Origin of the sequence: Terribacillus sp. AE2B 122, assembly GCF_902497585.1 — a bacterium.
Taxonomy (GTDB): domain Bacteria; phylum Bacillota; class Bacilli; order Bacillales; family Amphibacillaceae; genus Terribacillus; species Terribacillus saccharophilus_A.
Genome location: NZ_LR700947.1, coordinates 219,439 through 235,966 on the forward strand (window position 1 = coordinate 219,439; position 16,528 = coordinate 235,966).

General features: G+C 43.3%; 17 protein-coding genes and 1 pseudogene. 9 read left to right on the top strand and 9 right to left on the bottom strand.

What is annotated here, in order from left to right:
- Positions 1-11: 11 nt before the first annotated feature.
- On the bottom strand, positions 12-1,337 hold the full coding sequence (locus AE2B122_RS15110; RefSeq protein WP_175074583.1) for a 6-phospho-alpha-glucosidase: 1,326 nt from the start codon (positions 1,335-1,337) through the stop codon (positions 12-14).
- 127 nt (positions 1,338-1,464) lie between these two features.
- Between AE2B122_RS15110 and AE2B122_RS15115 the strand changes: the two genes are divergently transcribed.
- Positions 1,465-2,253 (top strand): MurR/RpiR family transcriptional regulator, encoded by a 789-nt coding sequence (locus tag AE2B122_RS15115; RefSeq protein ID WP_175074584.1) that lies wholly within the window; start codon positions 1,465-1,467, stop codon positions 2,251-2,253.
- Positions 2,254-2,278: 25 nt separating this feature from the next.
- Here AE2B122_RS15115 and AE2B122_RS15120 read toward each other — a convergent pair whose 3' ends face one another.
- Genes AE2B122_RS15120 through AE2B122_RS15130 form a run of 3 tightly spaced genes read right to left on the bottom strand, consistent with a single transcriptional unit; the run spans position 2,279 to position 4,018 of the window.
- Positions 2,279-3,415 (bottom strand): zinc-dependent alcohol dehydrogenase, encoded by a 1,137-nt coding sequence (locus AE2B122_RS15120; RefSeq protein WP_175074585.1) that lies wholly within the window; start codon positions 3,413-3,415, stop codon positions 2,279-2,281.
- Entirely contained in the window at positions 3,412-3,795 is a 384-nt protein-coding gene (locus tag AE2B122_RS15125) for a spore coat protein (RefSeq protein WP_095219930.1), read from the bottom strand. Before AE2B122_RS15125 ends, AE2B122_RS15120 begins: the two co-directional genes overlap by 4 nt.
- Positions 3,788-4,018 carry a spore coat protein gene (locus tag AE2B122_RS15130; protein WP_095219929.1) on the bottom strand — a complete coding sequence of 77 codons (231 nt, stop codon included), beginning with the start codon at positions 4,016-4,018 and terminating at the stop codon, positions 3,788-3,790. Before AE2B122_RS15130 ends, AE2B122_RS15125 begins: the two co-directional genes overlap by 8 nt.
- A gap of 108 nt (positions 4,019-4,126) precedes the next feature.
- On the opposite strand from AE2B122_RS15130, the gene AE2B122_RS15135 reads away from it, so the two are divergent.
- From AE2B122_RS15135 to AE2B122_RS15155, 5 genes are all read left to right on the top strand, one after another.
- Positions 4,127-4,330, top strand: coding sequence for a hypothetical protein (locus tag AE2B122_RS15135; protein WP_095219928.1), 204 nt, complete (start codon positions 4,127-4,129; stop codon positions 4,328-4,330).
- Positions 4,323-4,622: a spore coat protein gene (locus tag AE2B122_RS15140; RefSeq protein WP_175074586.1), complete on the top strand. Its 300-nt coding sequence runs from the start codon at positions 4,323-4,325 to the stop codon at positions 4,620-4,622. The genes AE2B122_RS15135 and AE2B122_RS15140 overlap by 8 nt, the downstream gene beginning before the upstream one ends.
- A 126-nt stretch (positions 4,623-4,748) precedes the next feature.
- Complete coding sequence (locus AE2B122_RS15145) at positions 4,749-5,495, top strand: NADPH-dependent oxidoreductase (RefSeq protein ID WP_095269826.1); 747 nt, start codon at positions 4,749-4,751, stop codon at positions 5,493-5,495.
- A 30-nt stretch (positions 5,496-5,525) separates the two neighbouring features.
- On the top strand, positions 5,526-6,509 hold the full coding sequence (locus AE2B122_RS15150; RefSeq protein ID WP_175074587.1) for an LLM class flavin-dependent oxidoreductase: 984 nt from the start codon (positions 5,526-5,528) through the stop codon (positions 6,507-6,509).
- A gap of 394 nt (positions 6,510-6,903) precedes the next feature.
- Complete coding sequence (locus AE2B122_RS15155; protein ID WP_254593521.1) at positions 6,904-7,752, top strand: metallophosphoesterase; 849 nt, start codon at positions 6,904-6,906, stop codon at positions 7,750-7,752.
- Positions 7,753-7,871: 119 nt separating this feature from the next.
- On the opposite strand, the gene AE2B122_RS15160 is transcribed toward AE2B122_RS15155, so the two are convergent.
- Together AE2B122_RS15160 and AE2B122_RS15165 are read right to left on the bottom strand one after the other, a co-directional pair.
- The gene (locus AE2B122_RS15160; RefSeq protein WP_175074589.1) at positions 7,872-8,516 is read right to left on the bottom strand and encodes an SDR family oxidoreductase; all 645 of its coding nucleotides are present in this window, start codon (positions 8,514-8,516) and stop codon (positions 7,872-7,874) included.
- Between the two features lie 19 nt (positions 8,517-8,535).
- On the bottom strand, positions 8,536-9,993 hold the full coding sequence (locus AE2B122_RS15165; RefSeq protein WP_095269832.1) for an aldehyde dehydrogenase family protein: 1,458 nt from the start codon (positions 9,991-9,993) through the stop codon (positions 8,536-8,538).
- A gap of 179 nt (positions 9,994-10,172) precedes the next feature.
- On the opposite strand from AE2B122_RS15165, the gene AE2B122_RS15170 reads away from it, so the two are divergent.
- Both AE2B122_RS15170 and AE2B122_RS15175 read left to right on the top strand, forming a co-directional pair.
- Complete coding sequence (locus tag AE2B122_RS15170; RefSeq protein ID WP_175074590.1) at positions 10,173-10,733, top strand: PepSY domain-containing protein; 561 nt, start codon at positions 10,173-10,175, stop codon at positions 10,731-10,733.
- Positions 10,734-10,835: 102 nt separating this feature from the next.
- On the top strand, positions 10,836-11,579 hold the full coding sequence (locus AE2B122_RS15175) for an SDR family oxidoreductase (RefSeq protein ID WP_175074591.1): 744 nt from the start codon (positions 10,836-10,838) through the stop codon (positions 11,577-11,579).
- Positions 11,580-11,628: 49 nt separating this feature from the next.
- Here the strand turns inward: AE2B122_RS15175 and AE2B122_RS15180 are convergent, their stop codons facing one another.
- The 3 genes from AE2B122_RS15180 to licT all read right to left on the bottom strand — a co-directional run bounded on the left by AE2B122_RS15180 (position 11,629) and on the right by licT (position 16,060).
- On the bottom strand, positions 11,629-13,059 hold the full coding sequence (locus tag AE2B122_RS15180) for a 6-phospho-beta-glucosidase (protein ID WP_095269838.1): 1,431 nt from the start codon (positions 13,057-13,059) through the stop codon (positions 11,629-11,631).
- A 43-nt stretch (positions 13,060-13,102) separates the two neighbouring features.
- The gene (locus tag AE2B122_RS15185) at positions 13,103-15,019 is read right to left on the bottom strand and encodes a beta-glucoside-specific PTS transporter subunit IIABC (RefSeq protein WP_175074592.1); all 1,917 of its coding nucleotides are present in this window, start codon (positions 15,017-15,019) and stop codon (positions 13,103-13,105) included.
- Between the two features lie 183 nt (positions 15,020-15,202).
- On the bottom strand, positions 15,203-16,060 hold the full coding sequence (licT, locus tag AE2B122_RS15190) for a BglG family transcription antiterminator LicT (protein ID WP_095269842.1): 858 nt from the start codon (positions 16,058-16,060) through the stop codon (positions 15,203-15,205).
- A gap of 333 nt (positions 16,061-16,393) precedes the next feature.
- Between licT and AE2B122_RS19255 the strand changes: the two are divergent.
- Positions 16,394-16,528, top strand: a pseudogene (locus AE2B122_RS19255) (NAD-dependent malic enzyme); the annotation flags it as partial.

Here is a 16,528-nt window from a genome sequence, read left to right on the forward strand (position 1 = left end):
ACTCCTTTTCCTCATTTCAATTCCGGCCAAAAATCACCGTTTGCTTCAATCAATGCATCCAGTACTTCCCGCGCCTTTTGAGCAGAAACGACCGTGCGGTTCAACGTCAATGCCTGCAGCGCCTTTTGATAAGAGTTCTCCATATATGCTTCTACTGTCAGCCTCTCATAAGCATATTGCCCTTCGATCAGTCCCTTATAAAATACTGGAATTTCTCCGACCGCATATGGACGCGGACCATTTGCCGTCAGACTCGCAGCTACTTCTACCATTGCATCGTCTGGCAGATTGGATATGATACCTTCGTTCTTGATGATGACGATGAAATTATCCCCTTTATTATAAGCGATTGACTCTGCCACAATCAGGATGAACTCTCCATGTGCATCGTTGTGTACGACTGAAGCACCTACAGTTGTTCCTTTGTCGACTACTACGCGGCATGCTTCAAATACACGCTTCTCACGGCCTTCCATCACCTCATTTGCACGAGTGTGAGAAGGATCCAATTTCTTCAGCACTTTATCCGGATATAAATAATATTGCAAATACGTATTTGGTAGATAATCCGGAAAGTCACGCACAGTCTGTTCGACCATCGCATACGTATCCAGCCAGGATTGATCCCGCTGCTCATAATCTACAGGACGGAATCCCCCATCTAAAATCATATCGCGCAGTTCGGGCAGCAGATCATTACCGGATTCGTCATATAGATGCGTAAACCAGCCAAAATGATTCAAACCAAAGTAGACTGGGTCGAACGATCTTGGGTCACGCTCCAGCAATCTGCCATATGACCGCAGCAAGTTTTCAGGCTGATCACAAATATTCAAGATTCGCTTATCCTCCGGGAACAACTGCTGCAGAGCATCTGCTACAATCGCTGCAGGATTCGTGTAATTTAAAATCCAAGCCTTTGGATTGTGTTCGCGTACATCTGTAACGAGCTGCGCCATATCTTTGATGGAGCGCAATCCGTAAGCGAATCCTCCCGGACCGCATGTTTCCTGGCCGATCACTCCATGCTGAAGCGGAATCTTCTCATCCTGCTCCCGCATCCCATATCCGCCAGTCCGCATCTGGACGAAAACGAAATCAAGTTCCTGTGCATACGCTGCTTGTTTATCTGTTGTATACTCAAATTCCAGCTCCGGATATTCTTCCTGGAATAAGATTTTGGCAAATTCGCCGATAACTGCTTGTCGTTCTTCATTCACGTCTACCATTGTCAATTTCCCAATTGGGAAAGAGTTTTTGCGAACACATAGGCTTTTCAAAAGTCCGGGCGTCCACGTACTTCCGCCTCCGACGATTAGAATATTGAATTTCTTCATACTGTCAGCTCCATTCTCGAGTGCTAATGTCTATGTCCTTACTCTACCAGCATAGAAAGCGATTACAGAAAAAGTTTCATATTATGAAACTTTTTGCTTACAATGAAACGAAGAGAGGAGAAGCTGTATGTATAATTTCTTCGCAAAGCTGCAGAACTTCCTGGAAGCATCAACCGATCACTCGACTTCCGATCATACGATAGCTGAATATATTCTTCGCCATGTCTCCGAGATTCCGAATATGACGATCTATGAACTAGCTGAGGCTTGCCATCTCTCTCCGGCAACAGTCTCCCGTTTTTGTCGTCGGTTCGAAAACATTTCCTTCAAGGAACTGAAGGAACATGCCAGCGAATTCAACGATTTCAACCGGTCAGAAATACATCCTGGACCAGAAACAGAGATGACAGCTGGCTTACCTGATTATTTCAAGCAGCTACATCAATCACTTGCTGAAACAGAGAGACTGCTGCAGGATGATATATTGCAGCAAGCAGCCATACTAATACATGAAGCGAATAAACTCTCTTTCTTCGGCGTCACTTTTTCTAATGTCGTTGCTAAAAACGCACAAATCAAATTCATGCGGTTAGGAAAGCATACCGCGTCCTACAGCAATCACGAAAACCAGATCACCGAGGCAAACTCGATGATTTCCGACGACCTTGCTATCGTAATCAGTTCCTCTGGTGACACGCGTTTCATTGTAAAACTGACAAAAGAGCTGTCTAGAAATGAAGTCCCGATTCTAGCTATTACGAGCAGCTCAAAGAGCTATCTTGGACAGCATGCAAAGCTCATCATCCAAATAAGCGGACAGAAAATAGACGGATATAAATCTCCTATATTGGAAGAAATCAATCTGCAAGCAGCCGTGAATATGCTGTACCTGCACTACTCTGGACGATACAACTAAAAAAGGACTGCTAGGTAAGCAGTCCTTATGGTTTCAAGATAACTTTGATACAGCCATCGGTTTTTGTATCGAATTTTTCGTATCCTTCCTTTGCTTGATCGAGTGGAAGGATATGCGTGATGATATCAGCCATATCGACCTTCCGATCCTGAAGCAGACCGTGCAAATAAGGCATCGTGTGGATGACAGGAGCTTGACCGCTCTTGATTGTGACATTACGCTGGAAAATATCGCCGAACGGAAAAGCATTATAACGACCGCCATATGCCCCCGTCACTTGGATATTGCCGCCCTTACGGACACACTGCGCTGCCATGACGAATGCTCCTAATGCTCCGCCCTGAAGCTTCAGCCCGCTGCCGATGAATTCCATAGGCGTCATTTTCCCGTCCATGCCGACTGCATCGATAACAACATCTGCTCCACCTTTGGTTATTTCCTTTAGGTATTCCCCTGTATTCTCGTGTTGCTCAAAATTCACTATCTCTACATTGTTGGTCCGCTTCGCGTGCTCCAACCGGTAGTCAATGTAATCAACAGCAATAACGCGTTTGGCACCTTTTAGCCAAGCGAATTTTTGTGCCAGCAAGCCGACTGGACCACACCCGAAAATGATGACCGTATCTCCAGGTTTTACGCCCCCATTATCAACAGACCAGAAAGCTGTTGACCCTGCATCTGCCAGCAGAATCAGCTGTTCATCTGCAACTTCAGAATTCTCCGGGATCTTGAAAGGCACGAAGTTACCATAAGGTACTCGCATGTATTCCGCTTGTCCGCCCGGGTAGCCGCCATTGTTATCTGAATACCCGAAATAGGCACCCATCTGGCCGTTTTCATTGCTGTTGTCACATTGGCTTTCCAAATCGTGCTGACAGAAAAAGCACTCCCCGCAGCTCACATTGAACGGAATAACAACCCGGTCACCCTTTTTCACTTTTGTTACCTCGGGACCGACTTCCTCCACGATACCCATCGGTTCATGGCCGATAATATAATTCTCCGGCATGTTCGGAACCATGCCATGAATCAAATGCAGATCAGAACCACAAATCGCTGTAGCCGTCAGCTTCACGATAATATCATCCGGTTTCTTGATAGAAGGTGCCTTTACTTCTTTTACACGTACATCTTTAATCCCTTGATACGTAACTGCCTTCATTGCTGATTCTCCTTCGATTCGGTATTGGTCGGCGTTGCAAACATACCGAGACGGTCGGTGTCATACGGGAATAAATCCATGCTAACTACATCGATTGCTGTATTAGCAGCTTTCCGATCAAATGGGAACTGTGATTTAGGATCAGCTGGGAACAGCCAGTTGTGCTGTGCCATCAAGGCAGAAATTGCGCCCTGCATCTCAATTGCTTCGTCTAAATGACGAACCAGAGTTTGTCGCAGCTCTGGATTTACAGCTTCCGTTATTGCGATTGCATAGTTGTTCACCGCTGACTTTGCAGTGATAAGCATCTCTGTACAAATGGCCGAATCCATTAGATCAGGCATACCTTTGGCGTTTTCTGGATCTAAGTAGTCACGCATCCGCTTCACCTTCCTTTACAAGCTGAGACTTGCTGTACAGCTCCTCAAGTTCCCGAATTTGGCGTACAGAGGTTTCCACGTCTTTCTCCATCAGCTGCTTGATTTTCTGATCAAACACAACACCTTGCAGGAATTTTGCCTTCATGACAGCGGTTGTCTTGAAATTCAGCAACTCATGAACTTCCATCGTTTCATGCGGGGCCAGTTGTTGATTATCACTCATCGCTCATCCTCCTTATCTTATTTCATCTTGTCCCTGTGACATGATTTTATGTATGTATAAAGCAGCCAGTTTCTCACAAAATAGTGTTAAAAAAGGAGGAACATCCGTATGCATCAATCCGGTATCCATGAAACAATGGAAGCAATGGAGCTACTGAATACAGCTTGTCTTTCTCTAACAAAATCCTCAGGCATGCGGTTCTTAGCAAAGGACGATGGGCTTAAAACGCTGCTGACAGCTCAAGCGGATGCAGATAAACGTCATATCCATATGCTTCAGCGCTTTCTGAACGAGGAGGAACAGCATGGATAAGCTTATTGAAATACTGGGATCAGCTCGGGAAATTACAGATCAAGTAATTGGTACTGATTTGCTAGTCACTGTTAAAACCGGCATCATTAACACAGCGAAAGCTATAAATGAAACGAGCAATGAACAGCTGCGCACTGATTTGAAGCTGAAGCTGCATGAACACATAGAACAGCATGAACGTATTTTCAGCTACATGATGGAGCATGGCTATTACTTCCCACAAACACCACAACAACAGATTCATGTTTTGAATGAAACCGCTGAAACAGTTCTGACACTGAATAAGGACTAAGCAGGAAAGCACGAGCCCTACGCTCGTGCTTTCTGCTTTGTAAGCTGTTCTTTTGCTTTCTATTCTTTCACCTACGTATAATAATCCGTAGAGCATGTAAGTCGCATGACGAACTAGGAGGTTATTATGAACGACTTCATCAATCAATTGCACAATCACCGTTCCGTACGGACATTCACTGATAAAAAACTGACACAAGAACAACTAGATGCAATCATGGGAGCAGCTATCCAAGCACCGAACTGGATTAACGGCCAGCAAGTTTCTGTTGTCGTCGTAACTGATGAGGAGAGAAAACGGCAGTTAGCGGAGCTTTCCGGTAATCAGAAGCATATAGATGACGCAGCAGCTTTTCTCGTTTTCTGTATGGATTACAGCCGAGCAAAGCATATAACGGAACTGCATGATAAAAAACTTGAGGTTATGGAGAATATCGAGGCTGTACTTGTAGGCTCTACTGACGTTGGCATCGCACTTGGTACTGCTGTTGCTGCAGCAGAATCAATGGGAATCGGCACCGTACCAATCGGCGGCGTCCGCAGAAGTCCTGCTGAAATTTCGGAGCTGCTTGAGCTGCCTGAGCTTGCTTTCCCAATCTCCGGTCTGGCGATTGGCTACCCAGCTGATCCACTGCCAGCACAAAGCCCGAGAATTCCAATGGAAGCTTTCTATCATAAAGAAACATACGCACAAAACCAGCGCGAAGCTGTCGAAGAAATGGATAAAAGACAGCAAGAAGCTATCAAATCCCGAACAGGTGAAACTAAATCTCACCCTTGGTCAGAAAGAATTGCCACTTTCTATTCCGAACGGTATAAAGAATACGGAAAAGTAACAGACGTTCTGAAACAGAACGGATACGATTATAAATAAAAGGAACCAAGCAGAAAGGAAGTATATATTATGACCAGAACTCCTTTATCGGTTTTGGATTTATCACCTGTACCAGACAATAAAACACCAAAAGAAGCCTTCGAAAACAGCAAACAGCTGATTCAGCACACAGAAAAACTAGGATATAATCGTTACTGGGTTGCAGAACACCACAATATGCCAAGCATTGCCAGCTCCGCAACTTCTGTATTGATCGGGTATCTTGCTGGCCATAGCTCCACTATCCGTGTCGGCTCCGGCGGTGTGATGCTGCCGAACCACTCTCCGCTAGTCATAGCGGAGCAATTCGGGACATTGGCAACGATGTATCCAGACCGTATCGACCTTGGATTAGGACGTGCACCTGGTACAGACTATATGACAAGCCGTGCTTTGCGTCGTGATGCACATACAAGTGCAGAGAACTTCCCAGAAGACGTGAAAGAGCTGCTCGCATATTTCAGTGATGCCAACCTGCCAATTAAAGCACATCCAGGACACGGTACGAATGTGCCGGTATATCTATTAGGTTCCAGCACGTTCAGCGCACAGCTTGCTGCGATGCTCGGTTTGCCTTTTGCATTCGCAAGCCACTTCGCACCAGGAGAGCTGCACAATGCACTTCGCTTATACCGCGAACGATTCCAGCCTTCTGTTTACCTGGACAAACCATATGCAATGGTTACAGTTAACGGTATCGTTGCAGATACGAATGAAGAAGCGGAATTCCTTTCCACGACATTAAAGCTTAAGTTCCTAAGCATCATCCGCGGCCGCTCCGGCGCTTCCACTGCTCCAGTCGAAAGCATGGACCATATCTGGAATGAACACGAAAAGCTGCATGTCACAAACACGCTGACTTACTCCTTTGTCGGAGACAAACAAAAAGTAGCGAGTGAATTGGAAGCCTTCCACGCAAAAACACAGTTTGATGAACTCATCGTTTCAGCCGACATTTTTGATCAGGAAAAACGCAGAAATAGCTATACATTACTATCCGAGCTTTGGAAGTAATCAAGTAAAAGAACCTCAATTAAAGAGGTTCTTTTTTTCCGTTTTTAAGTATTATCAGATATCAATATCCCTCTGAATACTGGCTCACTTCAGCATTCTTCCTGTTTTAAGAATAGTAGCTCTGCGATATTATCCTCTTCCCATCAATTTTAGGTGATTTTTTTGCTCAACAGTATACTCTAGTTTTATTTTCATGTCTTATCTTCAGGTAATACCTCCAAACGTAAAAACTTTAAAATAAGCTCTTGAAACTCATGTCGATTCATCAAACGACATTACATGCCTGAGCCATTCTGAAGCTAACGCCCATATAACGAGGATTAGACCTCTAAAGTCCCCCTTCACGAGCCGCAATTTAGTATAATATTCTATGTACAACGAAAGAAGTGAGACTTTGAAGAAGATAAAAAAGAGATTCCTATTTACTTTAATAGCAATTATTGCATTAGTTTTTTTCTTTTATTTCCAAAATAATTCAATAGTAATAACAGAATCTACTATAAGTTCAAAAAGGATTCCAGCGAGTTTTAATGATTATAAAATAGTACAGTTATCGGATCTTCATAGCAAGACCTTTGGGAATAGACAAAATGTGTTAGTTGAAAAAGTCAGTAATACCAACCCAGATTTAATTGTTTTCACTGGTGATTTAGTTGATTCAAAAAACTATAATGAGGATACAAGTCTGAATTTAATAAGGGAATTAATACATATTGCTCCCATTTATTTTGTAACAGGAAATCACGAGTGGTGGTCTGGCAAATTTGACATCCTTGAAAAGGAATTAAATGATATAGGCGTTAAAGTTTTGAGAAACACAAATGATGTCATATCAAAAGGGGATGAGAAAATACAGATCATTGGAATTGATGACCCTGCATATGTAAATGATTCTTATACAGAACGCAGTATTACAGAAGGAGCTATTGAGAATTCAGTCGAGGGAATGGAAGATGATTATTTCAAAATTTTATTATCACATAGACCCGAATTTCTTTCGATTTATTCAAAATATGGAATTGATGTAGTTTTTTCAGGTCATGCTCATGGTGGTCAAGTTAGAATACCTTTTGTCGGTGGTTTAGTTGCTCCCAACCAAGGTTTTCTCCCAAAGTATACTGCAGGTAAATTCGACCTAGATAATACTTCAATGTTTGTTAATAGAGGGCTCGGAAATAGTACAATTCCTTTAAGAATATTTAATCGTCCAGAAATTATTGTTTTAACTTTATCGAGAAGCTAAATACAACAGATGAGAGAATTTACTAACCACAAAAATTTCACAATGACGTTTATGTAATATTGTTAAAAGACAATAAAAAAGAAGACCACTACTATTTTAGTGGTCTTCTTTTCATTCTATTATTTATAAACTTCCTCAACAGGTGTATCTCCAGCAAGCAAGGAAACAATCTTCCCTTCTGCCTTTTTATTTCCGATTGCTGCAACAATGGCACGTGCTACATCCTCGCGTGGAATCTGCGTTGTCTTGAATCCAGATGCATCTGTTGTGACTTTGCCAGTTCCTGCTTCATCTGACAAACCGCCTGGACGCAGAATCGTATAGTTCAGCTTGCTATCTTGAATGATTTGATCCGCATAATGCTTGGCGATGTAGTATGGCTTCATGCTTTCGCTCCACTCTTCCGGAGAATCAGCATGAATGGCACTAACCATGATGAATTGCTTCGCTCCTACTTTTTCAGCTGCTTTCACTGACTTCGCAGCACCGTCCAAATCGATAGTCAACGTCTTGTCAGGTCCAGTACTGCCGCCGGAACCCGCTGTAAATACGACAACATCCGATCCTTGAATCGCGTCTGTAATCGCGTCTACATTATCCTCCAAGTTCAAGTAAACCGGTTTTACACCTTTCTCTTCGAAATATCCGAACTGCTCTTCCTTTCGTAACCCGACGGATACCTCATGCTCTTTCTTTTCATTTAGAACATTGACTAAATTCTTACCTACTTTTCCGTTTGCTCCAATAATAAATACCTTACTCATGTGAATCCCTCATTTCTACTTATTTTAAAAAGCTGCTATAGTCCGTACGTTCATTTTGGACACCGATCCATTTCGTTTCCGTGAATTCCTCCAATGCCCACTTCCCGTTGAAGCGGCCAAGTCCGGATTGCTTCACACCGCCGAATGGCGCTTGCGGTTCGTCATTGATGCTCTGATCGTTAACATGAATCATTCCTGTTTCAATTCGTTTTGCAATCAATTCACCATGACCCACTGTAGAATGAACTGCACCAGAAAGCCCATATGGATGCTCATTTGCCATCTCGACTGCTTCATCTTCTGTTTCAAATGTAATGATTGGTGCGATTGGTCCGAATATCTCTTCGGCTGCGAGTGGTGACTGGTTGTCTACTTGATTGACAACTGTAGGCTCTAATACATTGCCCTGGAAGTTGCCACCTGTAAGAACATTTGCACCAGCGTCAATTGCGCGCTGCAGCTGCTCTTTTATGCTGTCCACTTGCTGCTCGTTTATTATCGGACCTACTTGTGTATTTTTATCTGCAGGGTCACCGTAACGCAGTTCTTTGACTTTTTCAACGAACTTGCTTGTGAATTCCTCTGCTACAGATGCCTGAACGAGTATACGGTTCAGCGCGATACAAACCTGCCCCTGGTGATAGAACTTACCATATACAGCAGATTCTACTGCCGCATCGATATTGGCATCCTCCATCACGATAAGCACGTTGTTACCGCCAAGCTCCAATGCTGTGCTTTTCAATTCGCCTGCAGCAAGAGATGCGATATGCTTCCCTACTCCAGTAGATCCTGTAAAGGAAATCATACGGGGAATCGGATGTTTCACAAAACTATCCCCGATTTCGGAGCTCTTACCGCTAACAAGATTAATCAGCCCTTTAGGTGCTCCAGCTTCTTCGAATAAAGCCGCTACAAGCGAGCCTGCAGTCACAGTTGTATCCTTAGAAGGTTTGATCACGACACCGTTACCCGTCGCTAGCGCTGCCGCTACCGAGCGCATTGTCAAATGCAATGGGAAGTTCCATGGGCTGATAACCCCAACAACACCAAGCGGCTCCTGATAAACTTTATTCACCTTGCCCGGAACATGCGAAAGAAATACTTCCCCCTTCATCCGATTGGGATAAGAAGCAGCTTCCTTCATGAAATTAACTGCGGTCGTAATTTCACCGACAGCTTTTCTGTACGTACTGCCCGCTTCCTTAATCAGCCATTCAATATACAGTTCTTTCTCTCGCTCCATGATTTGAATAGCTTTTTCAATCAGCTCCCGCTTCACTTGCGGCGGCTGCTCAGCCCATTCCTTCTGCGCCCGGGCTGCTGCTTGGTAAGCTTCATCCAAATCTTCTTCGTTCGCCCCTTGGATCGTAAGCAGCGTTTCTCCTGTATACGGATTGATATTATCGAATGTTTCTTCACTGTTCCCTTTTCGCCATTCACCGTTTATATAAAGTAAATCAAACTGCTTTTGCATGATAACGCCTCCTTAGGATTTGTCTCGACTTAGAGACAATTCCCCCTCTGAACAAGATTAAACAAGTCGTCTGTGAAATGTCTTCTTCTTTTCTCAGCATTTTCTAATTTTCGCTTCATGTTGCTCTAAGATGCGTTGGATATAGTAGTACCATAACAACGAACAAGGAGATGGATAATATGAAAAGAAAGAATTTACTAGCAAGCGGTCTAGCGATTACATTGGCAGCAGGATTGGGCTTAGGTTTCCAGCATGTAAGTGCAGACGACGATAAAGTACCTGCTGATACAAAAGTGAACTTGAACCAAGCAATCGATAATGCAAGCAAAGAACAAGCAGGAACAGTCACTAGTGTCGAACTTGATACAACACGGAGCGGGCAGGCTTATTATGAAGTGGATGTAAATGACGACAAAGCAGAATACGATTTACGTGTTAATGCAGATGATGGAACCGTCGAATCACGAAAAGATAATGACGATGATGACGATGATAACCAAGCGCCACAGCCAAAAGTAGACATCAAAACTGCAGCTGAAACAGCTTTAGCGCAGGAAAAAAGTGCTGTACTGACTGATATCTCTCTAGATGAGGATGACGGCAGACTGGAATATGATGTGGAGCTTCGTACTGATAAGGATGAGATCGAAGTGACTGTAGATGCAGAATCGGGCGAAGTGACATATACAGAAAAAGAATCCATTCATGATGATCAAGACGATGATGGTGATGATGACTAAGTATGACTCGAGTCTCCTATAGGAGGCTCTTTTTTATGTTTCAGATTTTCCAAACAGGTTATTAGTAGGGGGTACAAGATATCCGAAGGGAGCAATCAAATCATGAGCGAAAATATTCAGGATAAAGTTGTCATCATTACAGGTGCATCAAGCGGCATTGGGGAGGCAACGGCTAAAGAATTGGCGCAGCATGGTGCCAAGGTTGTCCTTGCTGCCCGACGTGAAGAGCGCCTGCAAGAGCTGGCAGAATCCATCAAGCAAGATGGCGGAGAAGCTATTTATCAAGTGACCGATGTAACAAAACAAGAAGAGGTCGAACAGCTAGCTCAGCTTGCTCTGGATACGTATGGTCAAATCGATGCTATCTTCAACAATGCCGGTCTGATGCCATTATCCTTCTTGCACAAAAAACAGATCTCCGAATGGGATACAATGGTAGACGTTAACATTAAAGGTGTACTATACGGCATTGCTGCTGTGCTGCCTCATATGCGCGAGCGCAAGCAAGGTCATATTATTAATACTTCCTCAGTTGCTGGGCATAAATCCGGACCAGGAACAGCTGTTTATTCCGGAACGAAATTTGCTGTACGCGCCATCACGGAAGGCTTGCGCCAGGAAGAAGTGGAAAACAATATCCGCACAACAATCATCTCACCAGGAGCTATTAAAACCGAACTTCCGGATAGTATCACAGATGATGAAATCCGCGAAAGCATGGGTGAAACATTAGGAGCAGCTGTAACGCCTGACAGTATTGCACGCGCAGTCCGTTATGCTTTAAGTGAACCGGGTGATGTTGCAGTCAATGAACTGCTCATCCGTCCGACGAACCAGAAAGGCTAATAATAAAAGAACAGCACCTCTCCGGCTGATCCGGGGAGGTGCTGTTTTGTTAATCGCTCAGATTACCGCCATTCGTTTCAATGACCTTTTTATACCAATAAAAGCTGTTCTTTTTAATCCGTTTAAGAGAGCCATTTCCATCGTTATCTTTATCAACATAGATATAGCCATATCGCTTCTTCATTTCCCCTGTACTGGCACTGACAAGATCGATTGGTCCCCAGCTAGTATAGCCAAGGATTTCAACACCATCTTCAATCGCTTCGCCCATTTGTTCCAGGTGCTTTTGCAGATAGTCAATGCGATATGAATCCTCCACTTGACCTTCTTCATTGACTGTATCCACCGCGCCCAGTCCGTTCTCTACGACAAACAACGGTTTCTGATATCGATCATAAAGCTGATTTGCTGTAATGCGGAAACCTGTGGGATCAATCGTCCATCCCCATTCCGATTTCGGCAGATACGGATTTTCTACAGAACCGAATACATTCCCTGACGTCGTATTACCGAGTACTTCCGGATCCGTGCTCGTTGTACGGCTGGCATAATAACTGAACCCGATATAATCGACTGTATGACGGAGGATTGCTTCATCTTCTGGTTCCATCTGGATATCGATATTATTATCCTTGAAAAAGCGCTTTGCATATCCCGGATAAGCTCCTCGAGCCTGTACGTCGATAAAGAAGAAGGAATCTCTGTCTCGATCCATTGCATCCAGATAATCAGCCGGATTCGCCGAATACGGGTAAGTTGTACCTGCAGCCAGCATACAGCCGATTTTGGCATCTGGAATGATGTCATGACATGCTTTTACGGCTATTGCACTGGCGACTAACTGATGATGGGCTGCTTGATATTGAATTTGCTTTCTGTCATCACCTTCCCGAAAGACAAGACCTGCTCCGACAAATGGCAGGTGCAGAAGCATGTTGATTTCATTGAAGGTCATCCAATACTTCACTTTATCTTTGTATCTTGTAAATATTGTTTTTGCGTATCTTTCAAAGAAGGTTACAAGCTCACGGTTCCTCCAGCTTCCGTATTTCTCTACAAGATGGACTGGCACGTCAAAATGCGCCATCGTCACAACTGGCTCAATTTCATGCTTCCGCAATTCATCAAACAGATTATCATAGAATTGCAGCCCTTCTTCATTTGGTTGTTCTTCATCCCCCTGTGAGAAGATGCGAGCCCAAGCAATGGAAACTCGCAATGCCTTGAACCCCATCTCTGCAAATAAAGCGATATCCTCTTTGTAGTTATGGTAGAAATCAATCGCCTCATGCGACGGATAATACGCTCCAGCAATTGGTTCAAGTGTCTCTATATTTCCTTGCATAATAGAAAATCTATCTGCTCCAATTGGCAGCAAATCGACTGTCGTCAGTCCTTTACCACCTTTACGGTAGGCACCTTCTACTTGATTGGCCGCGACGGCGCCGCCCCATAAAAATCCTTCTGGAAAAACACTCATATATTCTGCTCCCCTCTCTCTTTATATCTACTAATCAAGCATTCTATATATTTAGGGTAAGCAGCGGCTCGCCCCATTTCACCTGTTTTTCTTCTGTTGCCGCCACTAAATTGTAACCCCTTACATCTGTCACCACAACTGGCGTCGTAATATCAAATCCGGCATTCTGGATACTTTCCAAATCAAACTCTATTAGCAGCTGTCCTTTTTCCACGCGATCTCCTTGCTTTACTTGAGCATCAAAGAACTTGCCTTCCAACTGAACTGTATCCATTCCGATATGGATGAGAATTTCGGCCCCGTTATCCGTTGTGATTCCGACGGCATGCTTCGTGGGGAATAAAACAGATACAACTCCAGATGCAGGAGCGTACAGTTTTCCTTCTGACGGAATGATTGCCACACCCTTGCCGAGTGCACCTGTCGCAAATGCCTCATCTTTAATTTCAGATAATGGAACAATAGCACCTTGAAATGGACTAGCAATCACAGCATTTCCAACAGCTAACTTCTCTTCCTTTTGAATCGGTGTTGTTGGCTCTCCTACAGTATCTGGCTTATTGTTTTCCTTTGTGAATCCGAATAGCATCGTTAATACAAAAGCAACCGCAAACGCTACACCAAGCGCAATGAATGATCCCCAGAATCCCATATCGAAACCGTTCGGTCCTATGAATGTAGGAATCTGGAATATGCCGAGACCACCCATCATATACCCTTGTGTGTTCATCATTCCCAAGACAGCTCCACCAACAGCTCCACCGATACAACTAATGATGAATGGTCTTTTTAGAGGTAAAGTAATCCCGTAAATAGCTGGTTCTGTAACTCCAAAGAGACCAGAGATGAAAGCTGGTACACTTAACACTTTAAGCTTCTTCTGTTTGATACGGATCCAAACCGCCAGCACAGCGCCAATTTGAGCAAAGGATGCCGCAAAGACGAGTGCCAATACTGGATCCGATCCATACACAGCCATATTATTAATTGCAATTGGAACAAGACCCCAATGCAATCCGAAAATAACGAATAACTGCCAGAATGCACCTAGGAAGAGACCTGCAATGATTGGACTCAAGCCATATACGCTTAGTGTAGCTTGCCCTATCAGCTGTCCTGCCCATGTCGCAATTGGCCCAATAAGCAAGAATGTTAGCGGCACAATCACTAGTAAAGTCAAGAACGGTACAACAAAGGTCTTAATTACATCGGGTACAATCTTGGCAAACCCTTTTTCTGCTTTCACCGCAAAGTATGTTGCCAGTATGATTGGTATGACAGAAGATGAATACGTCATCAAAATCACTGGGATCCCCAAGAAGGTAATATGCACAGGCGATTCAAATAGTGTACCTGCGAATAATGTATATAATGGCTCGCCTGTTGTCAGACCGGATAAAGTCGGATATACAAGCGCTGCCCCGATTGCCATCCCAATAAACGGACTGCCGCCGAACTTCTTCATTGCTGTATAGCCCAGGAAGATTGGGAAGAAGTAGAACAAAGCATCTCCAACAGCATTAAGGATTTGATAGGTGCCCGATTCTTCTTTTAATACTCCAAATGCCAGAAACATTGCGTTGATACCTTTGATCATACCTGTTGCAGCCAAAACTCCCAGTATTGGCGTAAATATACTAGAGATAATATCGATAAATTTATTAAAAGGATTTGTTTCTTTTTCTTCACCCTGTGATGCTTGTTCGTTACCAGTAAACCCGCCAACATGCGCTACTGCTTTATATACATCCGGCACATGGTTGCCGATGACAACTTGATACTGTCCGCCGCTCTTTAGAACGGTAACAACATCGTCCATGTTTTTCAGTGCTTCGGTATTTGCTTTATTTTCATCCTTCAATTTGAAGCGTAAACGAGTAATACAATGGACAACACTGTTGACATTTTCGCGGCCTCCGACTTGCTCGATGATATCTTTGGCCAGTTGCTCATACTTCATCTTAATCCCACCTTTTATTTGGAATTTGGCAAATAAAAAACCTGATCAGGTTGGCGCACATAGTATGTGCTGCCAAGCTAATCAGGTTATGCCCTATTAAGGTAACATTCCTTCGAAGGATATTCAGCTGATAAGTAAAATTTATCACCTTCCCCCCTGAATGTCAACGCTTACATTTACAATTTATTTACTTTTATTTTGCTGCGATTGTTCTGTCAGCCGATGTATATGCACAGTCAGATACAATTGTTCATCCTGCGTAAGTCCGGAATCAAACTTTTCCTTCAAATAGACATCCATTCTTTCTGTACATTGAAATGCATGTTTGTACTTCAGCCGCACTTGATCATAAAGGAATGATTCAGCGAGTTCAGGTAATCTTTCATCTCGCAGAAAACGTACAGCAAAAAAACGTAAGTGCGTTAGAAACCGCTCATAATTGACCGAGCTCTCATCGACATTTCCTTTTAAATGATAGGTCACAATATTCAGCAGGTTGCTGACTATTTCCGTTACTTGTACAGCTGTCAGCATGTGCTCGCCTGTCAGCTGACTATTGACCAAATGTAATGCGATGGATGCAGCTTCATCTTCTCCTAAATGATAACCGGTATCCTCCTCAATGATGTTCAGCGCTTTCCACGCAATCTTATATTCTTGCTTATAATACTTCCGTATCTCCCAAACAAGCGGGTTCTTTAAGGTGATACCCTGCTTCTCTCTGCTTATGGCAAAACTAAGGTGATCAGTCAAGGCAACGTAAAGGTATTCATCCAAGTCGTATGGGAGATGACCGCGTGCATATTCCACTATTTTTGCAGCAATATTAAGATAAACGGGAGAAACGTCTCGAAGAAGTGTCTCTAATTTATCTGCCATACCTGATTTCTCCAAGATAAATTTTTTCTCAATCTGAGATACATCTATCGGATCCCCGATTTTCTTCTTGAAAGCCAAGCCTTTTCCCATCACGACCAGTTCCTGATTCTTGTCGTTCCTTGTGACGACAACGCTATTATTCAAGATCTTTTCTATCTTCATCGTTATCCCCCATTTCTCTAACAGAATGAAAAAAACCCAAATTTACACATAGCAGCTGATCGCTTGTGCAAATTCAGGTTTTGCCCGCAGTGCGGTAACAATCCTCGTTCATTTGTAAACGCTTTACATAAAAATAGCATAGCATTTTTTTCCTGTCAATCTGATCATCACACGCACAAATTCACTTTCTTTATTTTCACTATAAGTTATTTTAATTATAAAAAAGGAATTACAAGCCTATTAATCGCTTTCCTCCTTTGCAGAAAGGTATAATCGAAGCTGGTATAGAAATCTACTATTAGATATTTACATATAAAGAAGGGATGTAAGAGGATGAGTAATCTACGAGAAGATGCACTGAAAATACACCGTGAAAATAAAGGGAAACTGACAATGAAGTCAAAGATCCCTGTCCGTAATGCAACGGATTTGAGTCTTGCTTATTCCCCAGGTGTAGCTGAACCTTGT

Excerpts from the sequence above, each read along its gene's own strand:
- AE2B122_RS15175 (WP_175074591.1), top strand. The coding sequence starts at position 10,836 with ATGAGCGAAAATATTCAGGATAAAGTTGTCATCATTACAGGTGCATCA.
- AE2B122_RS15185 (WP_175074592.1), bottom strand. The coding sequence starts at position 15,019 with ATGAAGTATGAGCAACTGGCCAAAGATATCATCGAGCAAGTCGGAGGC.
- AE2B122_RS15150 (WP_175074587.1), top strand. The coding sequence starts at position 5,526 with ATGACCAGAACTCCTTTATCGGTTTTGGATTTATCACCTGTACCAGAC.
- AE2B122_RS15180 (WP_095269838.1), bottom strand. The coding sequence starts at position 13,059 with ATGAGTGTTTTTCCAGAAGGATTTTTATGGGGCGGCGCCGTCGCGGCC.
- AE2B122_RS15160 (WP_175074589.1), bottom strand. The coding sequence starts at position 8,516 with ATGAGTAAGGTATTTATTATTGGAGCAAACGGAAAAGTAGGTAAGAAT.
- AE2B122_RS15110 (WP_175074583.1), bottom strand. The coding sequence starts at position 1,337 with ATGAAGAAATTCAATATTCTAATCGTCGGAGGCGGAAGTACGTGGACG.
- AE2B122_RS15115 (WP_175074584.1), top strand. The coding sequence starts at position 1,465 with ATGTATAATTTCTTCGCAAAGCTGCAGAACTTCCTGGAAGCATCAACC.
- AE2B122_RS15125 (WP_095219930.1), bottom strand. The coding sequence starts at position 3,795 with ATGCGTGACTACTTAGATCCAGAAAACGCCAAAGGTATGCCTGATCTA.
- AE2B122_RS15120 (WP_175074585.1), bottom strand. The coding sequence starts at position 3,415 with ATGAAGGCAGTTACGTATCAAGGGATTAAAGATGTACGTGTAAAAGAA.
- AE2B122_RS15140 (WP_175074586.1), top strand. The coding sequence starts at position 4,323 with ATGGATAAGCTTATTGAAATACTGGGATCAGCTCGGGAAATTACAGAT.
- AE2B122_RS15165 (WP_095269832.1), bottom strand. The coding sequence starts at position 9,993 with ATGCAAAAGCAGTTTGATTTACTTTATATAAACGGTGAATGGCGAAAA.
- AE2B122_RS15130 (WP_095219929.1), bottom strand. The coding sequence starts at position 4,018 with ATGAGTGATAATCAACAACTGGCCCCGCATGAAACGATGGAAGTTCAT.
- AE2B122_RS15145 (WP_095269826.1), top strand. The coding sequence starts at position 4,749 with ATGAACGACTTCATCAATCAATTGCACAATCACCGTTCCGTACGGACA.
- licT (WP_095269842.1), bottom strand. The coding sequence starts at position 16,060 with ATGAAGATAGAAAAGATCTTGAATAATAGCGTTGTCGTCACAAGGAAC.
- AE2B122_RS15170 (WP_175074590.1), top strand. The coding sequence starts at position 10,173 with ATGAAAAGAAAGAATTTACTAGCAAGCGGTCTAGCGATTACATTGGCA.
- AE2B122_RS15135 (WP_095219928.1), top strand. The coding sequence starts at position 4,127 with ATGCATCAATCCGGTATCCATGAAACAATGGAAGCAATGGAGCTACTG.